This window comes from Agrobacterium sp. S7/73 (assembly GCF_019355535.1).
Taxonomy (GTDB): Bacteria; Pseudomonadota; Alphaproteobacteria; order Rhizobiales; family Rhizobiaceae; genus Agrobacterium; species Agrobacterium tumefaciens.
The window spans coordinates 2,817,717-2,835,593 of record NZ_CP072136.1 but is presented as its reverse complement, the minus strand read 5'-3'; the positions used below and the strand labels follow the sequence as shown (position 1 = coordinate 2,835,593).

Below are 17,877 nucleotides of genomic sequence, written 5' to 3'. Positions count from 1 at the left end.
AATCAATGAACTCAGATAAGAAACCGTTGTGCGTAAATTGAAGCAAGGCGAGTATTTTGAGGGTGGCGGCGGATTTCCGACACCCACACGTTCGCCGGTCAACAGAAGGTCAGAAGCTTGATGAGCGATGAACCGGTCGTGCGGATGGCTGAAATCGAAATCGATCCAACCCAGCTGGATGCCTACCGCAGACTGCTTGCAGAAGAGATCGAAGCTTCGGTCAGCCTGGAAATTGGTGTGCTTGCATTAAATGCGGTGGCAATTAAAGGCAGCCCGGAAAAGATTCGCATCCTCGAAGTCTACGCGGACCGGGCGGCATATGAAGCGCATCTGCAAACGCCGCATTTTCTGAAATACAAAGAGGGTGTGGCAGGAATGGTGACGTCGCTGACCTTGCTTGACGTCGAACCCATAATGCTGCGCAGCAAACCATGAATTGGGATGACGTCCGCATCTTCCTCGCCGTTGCCCGCTCCGGGCAGATCCTTGCCGCATCGAAACGGCTCGGCCTCAACCACGCAACGCTTTCGCGACGATTGACGTCGCTGGAGCAGGCACTGAAGACCCAATTATTCATCCGCCGGACGAACGGTTGCGAACTGACCGAAGAAGGTCAGCTGTTTTTGGGCGCCGCCGAGCGCATGGAAACCGAAATGCTGAATGCGCAGGCAAATCTCGGTCGTGTCGATACGGCAGTGGCGGGAACGGTGCGCATCGGCGCGCCCGATGGTCTCGGGGTTTCTTTTCTTGCGCCACGGCTTGGCCGGCTGACCGCGCGTTATCCCGACCTGAAAATCCAGCTCGTGCCGGTGCCGCGCTCCTTTTCCCTGTCGCAGCGAGAGGCCGATATCGCCATCACCATCGAGCGGCCGGAACAGGGTAGGCTGATGTTTTCCAAGCTCACCGACTATTCGCTGGGGCTCTACGCATCGAAGTCCTATCTCTCCGAATATGGAACGCCGGCGGATGTGGAAACACTCAAGCGCCATCGGCGCATCGGCTACGTCGAGGATCTGATCTTCTCGCCTTCTCTGAACTATACCGGCGAGATCATGCGCGACTGGGACGCCGCCTTTGAAATATCCAGCGCCACCGGTCAGACCGAGGCGGTGCGCTCGGGCGCCGGTATCGGCATCCTGCACAATTACATTGCCGGACAATATCCCGAACTTCTGCGGATCATGCCGCATATGAGCATAAGTCGGTCCTATTGGACGGCCTATCACGAATCCGCCCGTCAGTTGGTCCGCGTGCGCACGGTGGTCGATTTTCTCCAGGAACTCGTTGCCGAAGAGAAGCGCATGTTCGCGTGACATCGAAATTGCCGATTTATTAGTACTATTAATACGCGACTCCTCCCGCTTCGGGCTTGACAAACGAGGGCTGGCTGAACGACCAATGCAGCCATTGGGAGAGAACGGAACCTGACATGCCGAATATATTACGAAAGCTTTCGCCGACTGGCCTCGGCGTGGCCGTCATGCTGCTTGGAATGCTGCTTTTCGCGTTGAACGACGCTATGGGAAAATGGCTGGTTTCGACCTACAGCCAGGGGCAGGTGATCCTCATCCGCAGCGTCGCTGCCCTTGTCATTCTGGTTCCGATCGTGTGGAAAGGCGGTCTTTCCGGCCTCATGAAAATCGAGCGACCGTCTCTTCAGGTGGCGCGCGTATTCTTCTCCACCGCCGAGCTTTTCTGTTTCTATTTCGCAGTCGCTGCCCTGCCGCTGGCAGACGTGATGACCTACTGGCTCGCCGCCCCCATTTATGTGGCGGCTCTATCGCCGTTTCTCCTGGGAGAAAAGGTCGGCTGGCGTCGCTGGACGGCCATCGCCATTGGTTTCGTCGGTGTTCTCATTGCCTTGCAGCCAAGCTCGGCAAGCCTCACCTCGGCCGCACTGTTTTCCATTCTCGGCAGCGCCGCCTTCGCCTTCATGATGTTGTCCGGACGCCAGCTACGCAACACGCCTGACACGGTGCTCGCTTTCTGGCAGATCATCGGTGCGGGGCTTGCGGGCCTCGTTGCGGTGTTCGTCACGCCGTCTGGCTGGTTGCCGGTCCAGTCCGGTTTCGATCTCGCTTTCCTCGGCCTGCTCGGCGTGGTCGCCATGGCGGCGCATGTGCTGGTCAACCGCGCTCTGAAGCTCGCGGACGCCGCGACCGTCGCGCCGCTGCAATACACATTGCTGCTCTGGGCGGTGGTCTTTGGTTGGCTGTTCTTTGATGATGTGCCGCAGACCAGTATCGTCGTCGGTGCGGGCCTGATCGTTCTTTCCGGCCTTTATATTTTCTTCCGTGAAAATACGCTCAAACGCGGTCGCGAAAAGGTGGATATACTGGCTGCGGACTAGACATTTCCTCTGTTTACCCGTGATGTTGCCGCCGAAATCATCACGGGACTTGACGAAGAGGTGATCTTCGAGGAGTAAGAGAAGGTCCTGCGATCATATGTCTCGCAAGGGCAGAGGAAACAAAGGTGCCGGGCCCCTCTGGCGAGAGTTTTACGGCGCTCTCGTGATGTCGGTACCGCCTGCAAAAATTGGCCGGCGGATTAAAAACTATGAAAAACCTGAATGTGCTTCGCGCGCGTGCTTTCTGCGTGCGGCCCGACGTCCTGCGTCGTTCCGCAATCGCTCTCGTTACCGGAGGTAACCGGACATGAGCGCCGCCCAGAAAACCACACTTTCCTACTTCAAGTGGGCTTTTATCGTCACCATCGTCGGTCTGATCCTTGGCGGCTATCTCGGCTGGGAAATGACCGGAACTGTCAGTGGAACAGCGACGATCTTCTTCATTTGTGCGGTGCTTGCCGTGCTGGAAATTTCGCTTTCCTTCGACAACGCCATCGTCAACGCCAACAAGCTGAAAGAGATGACGCCAGTCTGGCAGCATCGCTTCCTGACCTGGGGTATTCTGATTGCCGTTTTCGGCATGCGTATCGTCTTCCCGCTGCTGATCGTGGTCGTTGCCGCCAATGTCGGCCCCTGGACGGCGCTCGTCATGGCGGCCACGCAGCCGGAACGTTATGCAGAAATCATGCGTGACGCCCATCTGCCAATCGCTGCTTTCGGCGGTACCTTCCTGATGATGGTCGGTCTCAACTTCTTCTTCGACCATGAAAAGGACGTGCACTGGGTGCGCTGGATCGAGGAAAAGGCTGCGGTCTATTCCTCCGTCAAGGGTATCGAGATCGCCTTCGTGCTGGTCGTCATGCTGGCCTTCTCTCGTATCATCGGCGCCAGCGACAATCCGGAGCTTGGTCCGGTTGCGGCCAACACCTTTTTCCATGCGGCAATCTGGGGTCTTTTGACCTTCCTGCTGGTGGAAGTCGTCGGCGGTATTCTCGATCGTAGCCAGGAAGTGCTCGAAGGCGCTGCAAAAGGCGGCTTCGGTGCGTTTCTCTATCTCGAAGTGCTCGATGCAAGCTTCTCCTTCGATGGCGTCATCGGTGCTTTTGCGCTGACGCAGAACCTGTTCATCATCGCCATCGGCCTCGGTATCGGCGCCATGTACGTGCGCTCGATGACGATCATGCTGGTGGAAAAGGGAACGCTCGCCGAATACCGCTATCTGGAACACGGCGCTTTCTACGCGATCCTCATCCTGTCCGTCATCATGTACGTGCAGACGATGTTCCACATTCCGGAGGTCATTACCGGCCTTGGTGGCGCGACCCTGATCGGCATTTCGCTCTGGTCGTCGATCCGACATAACCGGCGGCACAATGCAGATGCGACCGATGCCGCTCGCGGTGCGGAAATCTGACCCATCCCGATCCCAGCCTTCCGCTGTTACGGCGGAAGGCAGTTTTTAAGCACTGAATTGCTGATTGCCTGTTTTTGTTGCTGTTTCCGCCTTGCGGAAAATTTGAACATAACATCGGAATTATACCCCAAGCACCTGTTTTTGCTCATATTTGTGCACTGCAGTAAAACTGGCACGCTTCCTGCATCTCATCTTGCAAGTCCAGAGGGGACATTAAAGGCCCGACAAACGGGTTGAAACAACACCGCCGCGCCGCGCGATCTTTTATGATCTGCGAAGGCGCGGCGGTTCTGTTTGTGCGGTATGCTTCTTGAGTTTTCCGCTCCGTTGAATGAAAACGGTGGGATAACGACTGGAAGGTTACCGGTTTGCCTGCAGAACTTTCGCCTACGGAGGCCTTGGGGCTTTGGCATCGCGTATCTGCTGCGCAGGTCACGGCCGATGCGCCGGATTTGACCTTGCGCCAGACTACAATCCTGCTGCAGATATACCTCGTGCCGCCGCCACATACCGTCCGGGGCCTCGCCGCCTTGCTGTGCGTGACCAAACCGGTCATCACCCGCGCACTCGACAGTCTGGGAGCGCTCGGGCTGGTTGACAGGGTGCGGGACGAACGGGACAAGCGCAATGTCGTGATAAAACGCACCGTGGCAGGTGCGCTCTATCTGGAAAAATTCGGCGATCTGATTATTGATCAGGCACGCAAGATCTAACCTCTGGATGTGAAACCATGATGCTCGACCGCCGCCTGAATGTCTTCCGCTCCGATCTGGCCGATGAGAAACTGCAAGGCGTGGTTCAGGCCGAGCGTTTCGTCAGCGGTTCGCCCGCCCAGATCGCGGTGCCTGTTATTGGCCTGCGGCCAACGCCTGACCTCGCCGCCGGCATCGATACGGAGCTGCTGTTTGGTGAAACCGTGCGCATTTTCGACCGGGCGAATGGCTGGGCCTGGGTGCAGGCGGATGCGGATGGTTATGCCGGTTACGTGCCGGAGACGGCAATCGGCGATGTCGTTGCCGTTACCCACCAGGTGGTTGCGCCACGCACCTTCCTCTATCCTTCCGCCGAATTGCGCAAACCGCCGGTCGCAGCCATTTCCATGGGCAGCATGGTCCGGATCGTTGGTGAGGCCGAGACACGCGGCACCCGCTATCTGCTGACTGAAAAAGGCGAGGGCATAATCGCCGCCCATTGCCGACCAGTCGATGCCGCTCTCGAAGAGGACTATGTTGCGGTGGCCTTGCGCTTTATCGAGACACCTTATCTCTGGGGCGGCCGCTCCGGCTTTGGCATCGATTGCTCGGGCCTCGTGCAATTGTCCATGGCGATGACGGGCCGACGGGTTCTGCGCGATACCGACATGCAGGTGAAATCGCTCGGCGTGGAAATAGAACGCGATGAATTGCGCCGCGGCGATCTGGTTTTCTGGAAGGGCCATGTCGGCCTTATGGAAAACGAAGAGACGCTGCTGCATGCCAATGGCCACACGATGAATGTTGCACGCGAAAATCTCAATGAGGCCATCGAGCGCATCGGCTGGCTTTACGAAAAGCCGACGGCTTTCCGGCGTCTGGAAGGCTGAGGCGGCGGCTTCACGAAATTGTGCCTGCCTCGCCCTTTGTGCGACCACAGCCGAAAGCCTACATCGGTTGAATGATGGTACGGGACCGGCATCGATGAACACAAAAATGGCAACACGATTGGCAGCGATCCTGGCAGCGCTTTTAATGAGCGCTTCCGCGCAGGCGCAGACCGTTTTTCAGAATGGTTTTGCTCCGGCTCCAGATGCCTATGCGAACCTGCCGGGTGTCAAGGACCCGCGAACGCTACAGCCCAAGGTGCGTTACAATTGCCATAGCGAACTTGGTGTAACTGGATATGCCCGCGGCCCATACCGGGATGTTTTCGGTAGCCGCGGTCTGCCGGTTCAGGGCTATCGCTGCACTGATGAGAACGGCATCTCCAGCTTCGGTGGCAGAAATCCCATCTCCAAGGACTGGTATCCCGGCATCAATCCTGTCGACCCGACCTTCTGAAGTAATATGACTTAAAGCGGCGTTTGCGCCGCCCGCACTCTGGACTTGTTGTTGCTTTTTCAGATAAATCTTTGACATGACAGGTTGATAATACCTGCCGAGGTGCGGGGTGACGTCGGCCCTGCCGATGTTCTGGGCCGATGCTGGGGAATGCAAGCATGACGAAGACCGATATAGCAACCCGTGTCCACAATCACACCTGGAAACTCGATCCGATCGTCCGCAGCCTGATCGATACGGATTTCTACAAGCTGCTGATGTTGCAGATGATCTGGAAACTCTATCCGGAAGTCGACGCGACGTTTTCGCTCATCAACCGCACGAAGACGGTGCGGCTGGCGGAAGAGATCGACGAGATGGAACTGCGCGAGCAGCTCGATCACGCGCGTACCCTGCGCCTCTCCAAGAAGGAGAACATCTGGCTTGCGGGTAACACCTTCTACGGCCGCTCGCAAATCTTCGAGCCTGAATTCCTCTCCTGGCTTTCGAGCTACCAACTGCCCGAATACGAGCTTTTCAAGCGCGACGGGCAATATGAGCTGAATTTCCACGGCCGCTGGATGGATACGACACTCTGGGAAATCCCGGCACTGGCGATCATCAATGAGCTACGCTCGCGCAGCGCAATGCGCTCGCTTGGTTATTTCACGCTGGATGTTCTCTACGCCCGCGCAAAGGCCAAGATGTGGGAAAAGGTCGAACGGTTGCGGGAACTGCCGGGCCTGCGCATTTCCGATTTCGGCACCCGCCGCCGCCACAGTTTTCTGTGGCAGCGCTGGTGCGTCGAGGCGCTGAAGGAAGGCATCGGCCCTGCCTTCACCGGCACGAGCAATGTCCTTCTCGCCATGGATTCCGACCTTGAGGCGGTCGGCACCAATGCGCATGAATTGCCGATGGTGGTTGCGGCGCTGGCGCAGACCAACGAGGAATTGGCCGCAGCACCCTATCAGGTTCTGAAGGACTGGAACCGGCTTTACGGCGGCAACCTGCTGATCGTGCTGCCCGATGCTTTTGGCACGGCGGCCTTTCTGCGCAATGCGCCGGAATGGGTGGCGGACTGGACGGGCTTCCGTCCCGACAGCGCGCCGCCGATCGAAGGCGGGGAAAAGATCATCGAGTGGTGGCAGAAGATGGGCCGTGACCCCCGCAAGAAGATGCTGATTTTCTCAGATGGGCTCGATGTCGATGCCATCGTCGATACATACAGGCATTTCGAAGGCCGGGTGCGCATGAGCTTCGGCTGGGGCACCAATCTGACCAATGATTTCGCCGGTTGCGCGCCGAAGACCATCGCCAGCTTGAAGCCAATTTCCATTGTCTGCAAGGTCAGCGACGCCAATGGTCGGCCAGCCGTCAAACTCTCCGATAATCCGCAAAAAGCGACAGGCGAACGATCCGAGGTGGAGCGTTATCTGAAGTTCTTTGGTGAGGAAGATCTCAAGGAACAGAAGGTTCTGGTTTGAGTAAGGCCGGGCGCTCCGCTTAACGAAGCGCCCGTGGGCCAGTCAGATCAACCGTGGTACCGATTTACTTCGCAAACTGGTGTGTGATGTAATGGAAGAGTGCTCTGATACCTTGAGCCTCGCCGCCGATCGATGAATGGTGCCTTTCGCTCAAGGACCAGCCGTAAATATCGAAATGTGCCCATTTTTTCGTATTGGTGACGAAACGCTTCAGGAACAGGGCGGCGGTGATCGATCCTGCCATGCCGCCTGATGGCGCGTTGGTGATATCGGCCGCGCGTGAGCGGATATCCTTGTCGTACCCCATGTAGAGCGGCATGCGCCAAAGGGGATCGTCGGTATCGATGCTGGCTTCCGCGATATCGTGGGCCAGATCGTCGTCATCGGTATAGAAGGGCGGCAGATCCGGGCCGAGAGCAACGCGGGCGGCACCCGTGAGCGTTGCCATGTCAATCATCAGGTCCGGCGCATCCTCGTCGGCATAGGCCAGCGCATCGGCCAGAACGAGACGGCCTTCCGCATCCGTATTGTCGATCTGTACCGTCAAGCCCTTGCGGCTCCTGTAGATGTCACCGGGACGGAAGGCATTGGCGGAAATGGAGTTTTCGACGGCGGGCACGAGGACGCGAAGATTGACCGGCAGTTTCGCGTCCATGATCATCAGCGCGAGACCGAGAACATTGGCCGCACCACCCATGTCCTTCTTCATCAGCGCCATGGAGGCGGCTGGCTTGATATCGAGACCACCAGTATCGAAGCAGACACCCTTGCCAACGAGGGTCAGGCGGGGATTTCCCTTCTTGCCCCAGTTCATTTCCAGAAGGCGCGGTGCGCTTTCGCTGGCGCGGCCGACGGCATGGATGAGCGGGAAGTTTTCCTTCAGCAGATCGTCGCCGGTTATGACGCCCACCTTTGCCTTGTAGTGTGCGGCAAGGCTGCGGAAGGCGATCTCAAGCTCGTCCGGTCCCATATCGTTGGCCGGAACATTGATGAGATCGCGGGCGAGGAAGACGCCGGCCAGAACGCGCTTGATCTCGCCATCTTCGGCATCCTGCGGAATGAGAAGCTTGGCCCCGCTGGTTTTGGTTGTCTTGTATTTGTCGAAGCGGTAGCTGCCGAGGCCGAAACCGAGAGCCAGCCGATTGGCCGTCAATGGCGCGGTTTCAATATGCCACTCGCCTTCGGGCAGCTCGCGGGCCAGTTTTCCGGTTATGAACGGGATTTCTGAGGGATTGCCTCCAAGGCCGAGAAGAACGCCACCCAGCGAACCATCGGAAGAGGGAACAAGCAATACGGCGCCTGCTTCGGCCTTGAAACCCGCTTTTTTCGCCCAGTCCAGAGCAACAGGATCTATGGCACCCTGTTCGATATGGGCTGGCGTCACGGCGAAAACCGGCAGGGTGCTGCCAGCCTTGGAGCTGAAAGGTGTCGGGCGTTCGATGAACTGATAGGGCGCCATGGTCTGCTTTCGTAACTGTCGAGAATCGGTGCGATTAACGCTCTGTTAGGGTTAACAGATTATTGCTTAAGCGAAAGTTGCGTCATGTGAGTCTGTCGTATGTCGGGCGCAAGATCGATAATTCTTGGGCGGGGGCACTGCCATGACTGCTTTTTCTTTGAGCGAGATAGGTCGGACAGGCTTACTGCGGGGAGCATGTCTCGCAGCGCTGGTTTTCGCCGTTTCCGGATGCGCGAGCACCAACAAGCCGGATCGCATGTCCACCGGCTCCATTCCTGCGGCCACACGCTCCTATGACCACATGAACATGGACCAGCTCCGGCAGGCGGAAGAGACGGCCGGCAAGGCCTATGAACGCAGCCCCAAGGACAGGTCCGTCGGCATGAATTATGCCAACGTGCTGATGATGACCGGCAAGAACACGCAGGCGCTCGCGGTCATGCAGCAGATCGCCATCGCCAATCCGGCCGACCGTGAGGTGCTTGCCGCCTATGGCAAGGCGCAGGCAGCATCAGGCCAGCTCGAACAGGCCCTTTCAACCATCCAGAGAGCACAGACGCCTGATCGTCCAGACTGGCGGCTGTATTCTGCCGAAGGTGCCGTGCTCGACCAGCTTGGCAGGTCGAACGAGGCCCGCACCAAATACAGGCAGGCACTCGATCTCAAACCGAACGATCCAAGTGTGCTCTCGAACCTTGGCATGTCGTATGTCCTGTCGAGCGATCCCCGTACCGCCGAGACATATCTGCAATCGGCCATTGCCCAGCCGGGCGCCGACAGCCGCGTTCGCCAGAATCTCGCGCTCGTGGTGGGTCTTCAGGGACGGTTTGCCGAGGCTGAGCGCATCGCGGTTCAGGAACTTTCGCCACAGCAGGCGCAGGCAAATCTCGGTTATCTGCGTGCAATGCTGTCGCAGCAGAATTCCTGGCAGCAACTGGCGAAGAAGGACAACAAGCCAGCAGGCTGATGCGGGTTCAGGCACGTCCATCAATGCCAGATCGCAGATAATTTCACAGCTCCGCCTCATCACGCGCTACCGCCTATAGTGCGGGCGCGTTTAGCGTGTCAAAACGTATCGGCGACGCGAATGCCGGCTGGTCCGAGAATGACTGCGATGAGCACCGGCAGGAAAAATATGATCATCGGCACGGTCAGCTTTGGCGGCAGGGCGGCGGCCTTCTTTTCGGCTTCGTTCATCCGCTCGTCGCGGCCTTCCTGGGCCAGAACGCGCAGCGCCTGAGCCAATGGCGTGCCGTATCGTTCCGCCTGGATAAGCGCTTGCACCACGCTTTTGACGCCGTCTAGCTGCGTGCGCATGCCAAAATTCTCAAGTGCGATGCGCCGGTCCTGAAGGAAGGAAAGCTCCGCAGTCGTCAGCATCATTTCCTCCGCCAGTTCGGGCGACTGCTCACCCATTTCTTCCGCAACACGACGCATGGCGGCCTCCATGGACACACCGGATTCGATGCAGATCAGCATCAGATCCAGCGCATCCGGCCAAGCGCGCCTGATCGAGGCCTGCCGCTTGTTCATGGCGTTGGAAACATAGATATTGGGTGCGTAAAAACCCAGATAACCGAAAATGAGCACTGCCATCAGCCGGACGACGAAAGCCTTATCGGCGAGGTTTCCGAGAACGAAAACCCAGGTAAAGGCCAGGGCCAGAAAAACGAATGGCAGCACGAACCGGGCGGCAAGAAATGTGTTGAGCGCATTCTGTGAACGAAAACCCGCAGCGCGCAGCTTGTTCATCGTGTTCTTGTCGGCAAGCGCTTCCTGAAGGTTGAATTTTTCGACGATGCGGCGCGCCGATTTATTATTATTGCCACGCAGGGAGGCCTTGCCGTCCCTAGTGGCGGCGGCCAGGCGCTCACGCTCGCGGCTGCGAATGAGATCGCGCTCCGATGACACGGCTTTCATGCGCTTGGCGAAGTCTTTTCGCTCAAAGAGCGGCATGATGAGCGTATAGAGGGTTGCGAAAACCGCAAGGGTGACGAGAATGGCAATGATCGTTTGCGGGTCCGTCAGGCTGGAAAAGAGGCTTCCTGTCATGGTCGTGCCCTCATATGTCGAAATTGATCATTTGGCGCATGATGAAAATCCCGATCAGCATCCATAATCCCGACACCCCCAGAATGATGTGCCCACGCATGTCGGTGAAGAGCACCGACAGATAGTCGGGCGAGGTGAAGTGCACCAGCAGCATGACGATGAAAGGCAGCGCGCCAATAATAACTGCCGAGGCCTTCGCCTCCATCGATAACGCGTTGACTTTGGCACGCATTTTCCTGCGTTCACGCAGAACTTTCGAAAGGTTGGAAAGAGCCTCCGAAAGGTTGCCGCCCGCCTGCGCCTGAATGTTGATGACGGTGCTGAAGAAGCTAACTTCGAAAAGCGGCACGGTCAGCATCATGCGCTCGATCCCCTGCGGAATGCCGATGCCGACCTGCTGCGCATCGACGACGCGCTGGAACTCCGTCTTCACCGGTTCCTGTCCGTCCGACGCGATCAGTCGCACGGCGTCGTTGAGCGGCAATCCGGATTTGATCGACCGGCACATGACATCCAGCGCATTTGGGAATTCCTCGAGGAATTTTTTCTGCCGGCGCTTGAGTATAAATCCCAATACCCATCTCGGCAGTCCCAAGGCCACGACGGCTCCTATGAGCAGAGCGATAAGCAACGACAGGCCATAAAGAAGCGCAATGACGACGGAGAAAGCAGCCGCGCCTGCGCTCAGAAGGTGGAACTGCCGGACAGAAAGTTGCAGTCCCGCCTGAACCAGCTTTTCGCGCAAACCGACATTCTTTGCTTTCTTCGCCTTTTCGCTTTGTTTCTTTTCCATTTCCCGCAGGCTGTCCTGCATGGACTTGCGGCGTTTGCCAAGTTCCTGGACCCGGTCCCGCGCGGCCTTGATGTTTGCGTGATCCGTTTCGGCGGCCTTGACCCGCTTGACGCGACTGGTGGTCTTTTTCTCGACCTCGATCTGCTGGAAGAGGAAGGCATAAGCAAGCGCCCCTGCCGAAATAGCGACAAGTGCGGCCAGTAACAGGATTGTGGGGTCCATGGCAGTCGCCTTCCTTAGAGCATTTCCAGTAAAATTGCGTCGTGGTTATCCGTCCGGAAAATGCGTAGAAACAAAGTGTTAGAGCACGTCAGACGATTCCGTTTAAACAAGACTTGCTCTAGGATGTCTTTTCCATCTCGTCGAGCGCGGTGGCCAGGCGTTTTTCCTCGCCATAGTAGCGCGCGCGATCCCAGAAATGAGGTTTGCTGATGCCCGTGGAGACGTGCTTGCCGATCAGCTTGCCATGCGCGTCTTCGCCGTCAATTTCGTATCGCATCAGATCCTGGGTCACGATGACGTCGCCTTCCATGCCGATCACTTCGGTGATCTGCGTTATCCGGCGCGAGCCGTCGCGAAGGCGCTGGGCCTGAATGACGATATCGATAGAGCCCGAGATGATTTCGCGTACCGTCTTTGCCGGCAGGGTAAACCCGCCCATGGCGATCATCGATTCGATACGGCTGAGGCATTCCCGCGGCGTATTGGCGTGGAGCGTTCCCATCGATCCGTCATGGCCGGTGTTCATCGCCTGAAGAAGGTCGAAAACCTCCGGTCCACGCACTTCGCCGACGATGATACGTTCAGGCCGCATACGAAGGCAGTTCTTGATCAGATCACGCATGGTGATCTCGCCTTCACCTTCGATATTCGGCGGGCGCGTTTCCAGCCTCACCACATGCGGTTGCTGCAGTTGCAGTTCGGCGGTGTCCTCACAGGTGATGACGCGTTCATCCTTGTCGATGAAGCTCGTCAGGCAATTGAGAAGCGTGGTCTTGCCCGAGCCGGTACCACCAGAGATGACGACATTGCAGCGGACGCGGCCGATGATCTTGAGCAGGGTCGCGCCTTCAGGCGTGATCGCGCCGAAACGCACCAGCTGGTCTAGCGTGAGCTTGTCCTTCTTGAATTTTCGGATCGTAAGCGCCGGACCATCGATGGCGAGCGGTGGTGCGATGACGTTGACACGCGATCCATCGGGTAAGCGGGCGTCGCATATCGGGCTCGATTCGTCCACGCGTCGGCCGACCTGGCTGACGATGCGCTGGCAGATGGAAAGTAATTGACCATTGTCACGGAACCGTATGTCGGATTCGATGGTCTTGCCGCCGACTTCGATGAAGGTCTGGCCGGAACCGTTGACCATGATATCGGCAATATCATCGCGTGCGAGAAGCGGCTCCAGCGGCCCATAACCAAGAACGTCGTTGCAAATGTCTTCGAGCAGCTCTTCCTGCTCGGCGATGGACATGGCGAAATTCTTGATCGTTATGATATCGTTGACGATATCACGGATTTCCTCGCGTGCGCTCTCCGCGTCGAGCTTGGCGAGCTGCGAAAGGTCGATCGTATCGATGAGCGCGGAAAAGACTTGGCCCTTGGTATTGTAATAATCTTCCGTGCGGGCACGCTTTTTCTGCGGCGATTGCATGGGAGATTGTGCCTGCCGCGTTGCAGGCGATTGGCCGGGCTCCAAAGTGTCGATCGCCAGAGATCGCGGCTCAGGCGTTGCCTTCACCTGCTGTATGGCAGGCGCGACAAAATCCGGCTTTATGGTTCTGGCTGGGCCTTCTGGCCCGCGTTTTCCGAACATCGGCGTTTCCGTCTAAAGGCCCAGAAAGGGAGCCTATTTGCGCTTGAGAATATTCTTGAGCTTGTCCAGACCGCCGCGCTTGTTTTTGCGCAGAATGGTACGGCCTGTAATGGTATGGGCAATTTGCGAGAACGTTTCCGCGATCTGGGATTTTTCGTCCATCTCGCTGATCATGCGACCGCTGTTGGCGGCATTTCCGAACAGCTGGGTGTCGAACGGAATGATGGCGACCGGCTCGATTTCCAGTGGGTCGAGAAAATCCGCAGGGGCGATCTCCGGGCGTTTCGGCATGCCGACCTGATTGAGAACGAGATGCGGTAACTTGTCGTTGGGTCTCAGTTTTATCAGCGCGTCGAACAGGTTCTTCGTATTGCGCAGGTTTGCGAGATCCGGAACCGCCGTAATGACCACCTCGTCGGCTTCCGCAAGCACCGCCCGCGTCCAGTCACACCATTGATGGGGAAGGTCGAGAACGGCGACGGGCGCACTGCGCTGCAGGACCTCAAGAATCGGCAGAAACGCCTGACGATCGAAATCATAGGTCCTGTCGAGGAGAGAGGGTGCGGCCAAAAGTGAGAGGTGGTCGGAACATTTCGTCAGCAGACGGTCGAGGAACACCTCGTCCAGCCGTTCCGGCGAAAACACCGCTTCCGCCATGCCCTGAGCGGGATCCTGATCGAAATCGATGTTGGCCGTGCCATAGGCAAGATCCATATCCGCCAGAATGGTTTCGGTGGAGAAGAGGGTAGAGATGCCGAAGGCGCAATTATGCGCGATCGTCGACGAGCCCACCCCGCCTTTGGCACCGATAAAGGCTATGTTGCGACCGAGCGGCTCCGCTTCCGGATCAACGAAGATCGTCGCGATCGAGGCCAATAGATCGGCCATGTTGATCGGTGCGACGAGATATTCGGAAATGCCGTTGCGGATGAGATCGCGATAAAGCGTTATGTCGTTGTGCCGGCCAACGATGATGACACGGGTGGTGGGGTCGCAGACCTCCGCCAGAGGAGCGAGATCATCCAGCAGAGAAGACGGTGAGCTTGCTGTTTCGAGAACGATGAGGTTGGGCGTTGGTGAGGCGGAAAACATCGTCGCCGCCGCGTTGATGTCGCCCTTGGTTACCCGCAGGGTGACCTTGCTCATCCGCCTGTCACTGGACAAGGCATCCATCACGCGCTGCATGTTTTCGCTGACGCAGAAGGCATGGACGGATATGCGGGGCAGGGGCCGCAGGCGATCCATATCCGAGGCACGCGGCGCCGACTGTTCGGCTTCCGCGTCGCCGCTTGACTTGATATCGTATTCTACAGCGCTCATCGTCTTTCCTGCCCTGACAATTGTTGGAACCGCGTCAATTTGGCGTCGCCGTGTTTTTGCCGCTGCGATAGGCGTCAATCACCACTGCTCGGCGCTCCGCGTCGATCGGACTCATTCCACGCGGGCCAACCAGATCCATGGGGTTGGCAACCTGTGCCGCGAGATTGCTCTGGGAGGCACATCCGAAATTGTACCAGTTCTTGTTGGCAAAGGTATTGTCGGAAAGGTCTTCAGGCCATTGGCCGCATTGCCCGGTCATGGCGGTAACGGCCACATAACTCAGTCGAATGGGGGCGGCGTCGCCATTCGGGGATGCAGCGTAACGTGTTTCCATGATCTTGCCAGAAGGCACACCAGCGCCGGAAAGCGCGGAGCGGATTTGTCTCGCCATTTTTGAAGCCGCTGCCGAGTTGGCTGATCCCGACGGCATCTGGATATTGACGATACCGGTCGACATCGAGGCGTAATTCTGGGCGAAACCACGGACATTATCTGCCATTGCCGTGGTCAGCCGGCTATCGCCTGCGGAAACCGGAATATCCAGCGAATGCTCGGCTTCCGAGAGGGTGATCGGATGGCGCGTGCGGTAGTCGTCGGGAATGGCGTTGGTCGTCATCGGGTCGCGTGCGCAACCCTGCAACAGGCCGGCGGCAAGCGCCACCATGGCGACGAGACCTGCCCGTCTGCCCGGCAGGCTTGAGGAAAAGGAGGGAGGGTTTTCCTGCATGGCGTTTCCTGCCCGGACCGGGCTTGCTGTGAAAAAGGGATTTCGTGCGCGTGTCGTCATTTGTAGATGAACCCCACTGATCCCTGATAGGGAGCCGCCTGAACCTGGTCCTTGCGGCCATAGACCTTGTTGACACGGTTCATGAAATACATGGCCGCATCGTTTTCCGGGTTGAAGTTGTCATCCGGCCGGGCGATCTGGTTGCGCGCAACGGGACGTACCAGATAGGGCGTTGCTATGATGACAAGCTCCGTCTCGTTGCGGATGAAATCCTTGCTGCGGAAAAGCGTGCCGAAGATCGGGACTTTGGAAATGCCGGGAAGTCCTGACATGGCCTGGCGAATATTGTCCTGGACCAGACCTGCGATCACAATCGAGCCGCCGGACGGAAGTTCGACTGTTGTCGATGTCTCGCGTTTGCGGATCGACATGTAGGTAGAACCTGGGATGGTGCGGCCCGCATTTCCGGTTACAACGTTGCCTTCATATGTCGGCTCGGAAACATTGGTCTCGATTTTAAGGCTGATCCGTCCCGGTGAAAGCACGACGGGCCTGAAGTTCAACGTGATGCCGTAGTCGACCGTGTTGGTGGTACGCGTTATGGTTGGCTGGCCCGTTTCCTTGTCGATGGTAACTTCCTGCTCTGCAGGCAGACGGAAATCGCCCCCCACGTAGAACTTGGCCTGTTCGCCGGAGATGGCGGTAAGACTTGGTTCGGCCAGAGTGCGCACGACACCCGCCTGTTCCATGGCGTTGAGATAGGAAGCAAAGTTGAGCGAGCCGGAGCCAATCGCGCCACTGGCTATTCGCGACGCACCGCTAATTGCATTTCCGAGATTGGACGGATTTGAAAATTCGAAACCGTTATTGCTTGTCGAGCTGCTGATGGAACCATTGAAGCCAAGCTGTTTCAGCACCTGCCGGCTAACTTCAGCAACGGTGACTTTCAGCGTCACCTGATCTTCGCCCTCAATCGTCAGCATATTGACGATCTGCGATGTCTGGCGGTTTTCGGCAAATATAGCCGCGTCACCGCCATTGTCACCGCCCGTCAGCGATATGTTGCGGGTGGTGGCTTCGCCGCCTTTCAGAAATGCTTCGGCAAGCTGGACAGCGCGTGCAGAATCCTGCGGCGTGCGCACTGATCCAGTGAGAACGATGTTGTCCGAAACGATCTCTACCTTGATGTCCGATTCGGGAATGAAACGGCGGATATTGGCCTCAAGCCCGGAGATATCGCGCTCGACCTCAAGATCAAGACTGACGATTTCGCGCCCACCATCTCCGAAAATGAAGATATTGGTCTGGCCCACCGTTTTTCCGAACAGGTAGATGCGCTTGGACGTACGGGTTACGGCATCGGCAAGGCTCGGATCGGCGACGAGAATATCATGGGCATCCTCCGGCAGATCGATGACCAGTGCCTTGTTGAGACCGAGCTTCAGGCGCTTGCGAATGCCACTACCGCTTTCGGTGATCCGCACGATGCTCGCGCTTTGAGCCTCGGCTTCGCTGATACGCAAAAACGCGGGTGAGTGCTGACCCGGAATACCTGAAAAAGCCAGGCAAAATGCAAGGCTGCCCGCCATCGAGGAACGCAGGTGTTGTTTAATGCGCTTTGCCATGGAACCCCCGGTCATTGCGATGCTCCCTGTCCGGCTTTGACGATCGAACCGGATTTGATCACCTGAATCTCCGGCTGCCCGGAGCCGCCGTTGAGAAGGTAACCTGCTGAAAGCGTGTCGTTTTCCTGCGCATCGGCGACTGAGCGCAAAGCCAGCGTAAGGCGATCCGCCATCTGTTGCGCCACGGTGATGATTTTGGCCTGTTCGGGTGTGAGTTCGAGCGTTGCGGTTGCACCCACAACGGCTGAGGTGCCGTCCTCGCCTTCCTTGATCTGCTGGTCGATCGCCAGAACACGGACATTGTTCAAAACATTTTCAGTTAAAAAATGACCTGAATCGCCCTTGCGGACCATGATGACATCGACTCGGTCATTCGGCAGCACGAAACCGCCAGCACCTGTCGAGACGGAAATTTCCGTGGCGACGGCGCGTTTGCCGGCCGGCAAAAGCGAGGACATGATGCGGGTGCTGGAATCGACCACTTTTTCAGGCCGTACCGGCTCGCCCTGAAACAAAGGCAGCCGCACGACAGCGCCGGATAGTTCGGTTATGGCGTTCGGGTTTTTCGCTTCCGTTATGAAGCTGTCGATGACGTTACCAGTGGGCCAGGGCGTCCAGTGTACCGAACTATCGTTCAGGCGGCTGCCAACGGGTAGGTTGACCGAGGAAACGAGAACGTTAACCGTCGGTTCCTTCTCTATGATCGTTTCCGCTTTTTCGATGACCTGCTTCGCGCCGGAAATCTGCATGGCAACGATGCCGGCAAGACCGGCGGCGACCAGGGCAACGGAGAGAATGACGATACGCGACGGTTTCATGCTCGAT

General features: G+C 57.6%; 17 protein-coding genes. 9 read left to right on the top strand and 8 right to left on the bottom strand.

All coding sequences use genetic code 11. From position 1 onward, the window contains the following. Positions 1-120: 120 nt before the first annotated feature. The 8 genes from J5276_RS14105 (at position 121) to pncB (ending at position 7,263) form a co-directional block, all read left to right on the top strand. Positions 121-435 carry a putative quinol monooxygenase gene (locus J5276_RS14105; protein WP_013635289.1) on the top strand — a complete coding sequence of 105 codons (315 nt, stop codon included), beginning with the start codon at positions 121-123 and terminating at the stop codon, positions 433-435. Then, the gene (locus J5276_RS14100) at positions 432-1,313 is read left to right on the top strand and encodes a LysR family transcriptional regulator (RefSeq protein ID WP_003514539.1); all 882 of its coding nucleotides are present in this window, start codon (positions 432-434) and stop codon (positions 1,311-1,313) included. Before J5276_RS14105 ends, J5276_RS14100 begins: the two co-directional genes overlap by 4 nt. A 116-nt stretch (positions 1,314-1,429) precedes the next feature. Beyond that, complete coding sequence (locus J5276_RS14095) at positions 1,430-2,350, top strand: DMT family transporter (protein WP_019564504.1); 921 nt, start codon at positions 1,430-1,432, stop codon at positions 2,348-2,350. Between the two features lie 307 nt (positions 2,351-2,657). Then, positions 2,658-3,764, top strand: coding sequence for a DUF475 domain-containing protein (locus tag J5276_RS14090; protein ID WP_003514542.1), 1,107 nt, complete (start codon positions 2,658-2,660; stop codon positions 3,762-3,764). A 368-nt stretch (positions 3,765-4,132) separates the two neighbouring features. Further along, positions 4,133-4,477 (top strand): MarR family winged helix-turn-helix transcriptional regulator, encoded by a 345-nt coding sequence (locus tag J5276_RS14085; RefSeq protein WP_112154824.1) that lies wholly within the window; start codon positions 4,133-4,135, stop codon positions 4,475-4,477. 17 nt (positions 4,478-4,494) lie between these two features. After that, complete coding sequence (locus tag J5276_RS14080; protein WP_013635290.1) at positions 4,495-5,346, top strand: C40 family peptidase; 852 nt, start codon at positions 4,495-4,497, stop codon at positions 5,344-5,346. A gap of 94 nt (positions 5,347-5,440) precedes the next feature. Then, positions 5,441-5,800: a hypothetical protein gene (locus J5276_RS14075; protein WP_065659879.1), complete on the top strand. Its 360-nt coding sequence runs from the start codon at positions 5,441-5,443 to the stop codon at positions 5,798-5,800. Positions 5,801-5,958: 158 nt separating this feature from the next. After that, positions 5,959-7,263: a nicotinate phosphoribosyltransferase gene (gene pncB / locus J5276_RS14070; RefSeq protein WP_003514549.1), complete on the top strand. Its 1,305-nt coding sequence runs from the start codon at positions 5,959-5,961 to the stop codon at positions 7,261-7,263. Between the two features lie 64 nt (positions 7,264-7,327). Here the strand turns inward: pncB and J5276_RS14065 are convergent, their stop codons facing one another. Continuing rightward, on the bottom strand, positions 7,328-8,722 hold the full coding sequence (locus J5276_RS14065) for a leucyl aminopeptidase (protein WP_013635292.1): 1,395 nt from the start codon (positions 8,720-8,722) through the stop codon (positions 7,328-7,330). A gap of 142 nt (positions 8,723-8,864) precedes the next feature. On the opposite strand from J5276_RS14065, the gene J5276_RS14060 reads away from it, so the two are divergent. Beyond that, entirely contained in the window at positions 8,865-9,689 is an 825-nt protein-coding gene (locus tag J5276_RS14060; RefSeq protein ID WP_112154823.1) for a tetratricopeptide repeat protein, read from the top strand. 98 nt (positions 9,690-9,787) lie between these two features. Here J5276_RS14060 and J5276_RS14055 read toward each other — a convergent pair whose 3' ends face one another. The 7 genes from J5276_RS14055 to cpaB form a co-directional block, all read right to left on the bottom strand. After that, on the bottom strand, positions 9,788-10,774 hold the full coding sequence (locus J5276_RS14055; RefSeq protein WP_013635294.1) for a type II secretion system F family protein: 987 nt from the start codon (positions 10,772-10,774) through the stop codon (positions 9,788-9,790). Between the two features lie 10 nt (positions 10,775-10,784). Beyond that, on the bottom strand, positions 10,785-11,789 hold the full coding sequence (locus J5276_RS14050; RefSeq protein ID WP_013635295.1) for a type II secretion system F family protein: 1,005 nt from the start codon (positions 11,787-11,789) through the stop codon (positions 10,785-10,787). A gap of 118 nt (positions 11,790-11,907) precedes the next feature. Next, positions 11,908-13,380: a CpaF family protein gene (locus J5276_RS14045; RefSeq protein WP_003514561.1), complete on the bottom strand. Its 1,473-nt coding sequence runs from the start codon at positions 13,378-13,380 to the stop codon at positions 11,908-11,910. 33 nt (positions 13,381-13,413) lie between these two features. After that, positions 13,414-14,700: a CpaE family protein gene (locus J5276_RS14040; protein WP_111790094.1), complete on the bottom strand. Its 1,287-nt coding sequence runs from the start codon at positions 14,698-14,700 to the stop codon at positions 13,414-13,416. Between the two features lie 34 nt (positions 14,701-14,734). After that, positions 14,735-15,427: a CpaD family pilus assembly protein gene (locus J5276_RS14035; protein WP_112154822.1), complete on the bottom strand. Its 693-nt coding sequence runs from the start codon at positions 15,425-15,427 to the stop codon at positions 14,735-14,737. A 56-nt stretch (positions 15,428-15,483) separates the two neighbouring features. Further along, complete coding sequence (locus J5276_RS14030) at positions 15,484-17,067, bottom strand: type II and III secretion system protein family protein (RefSeq protein WP_080799768.1); 1,584 nt, start codon at positions 17,065-17,067, stop codon at positions 15,484-15,486. After that, positions 17,064-17,870: a Flp pilus assembly protein CpaB gene (gene cpaB / locus J5276_RS14025; protein WP_003514566.1), complete on the bottom strand. Its 807-nt coding sequence runs from the start codon at positions 17,868-17,870 to the stop codon at positions 17,064-17,066. Before cpaB ends, J5276_RS14030 begins: the two co-directional genes overlap by 4 nt. Between the last annotated feature and the right edge of the window lie 7 nt (positions 17,871-17,877).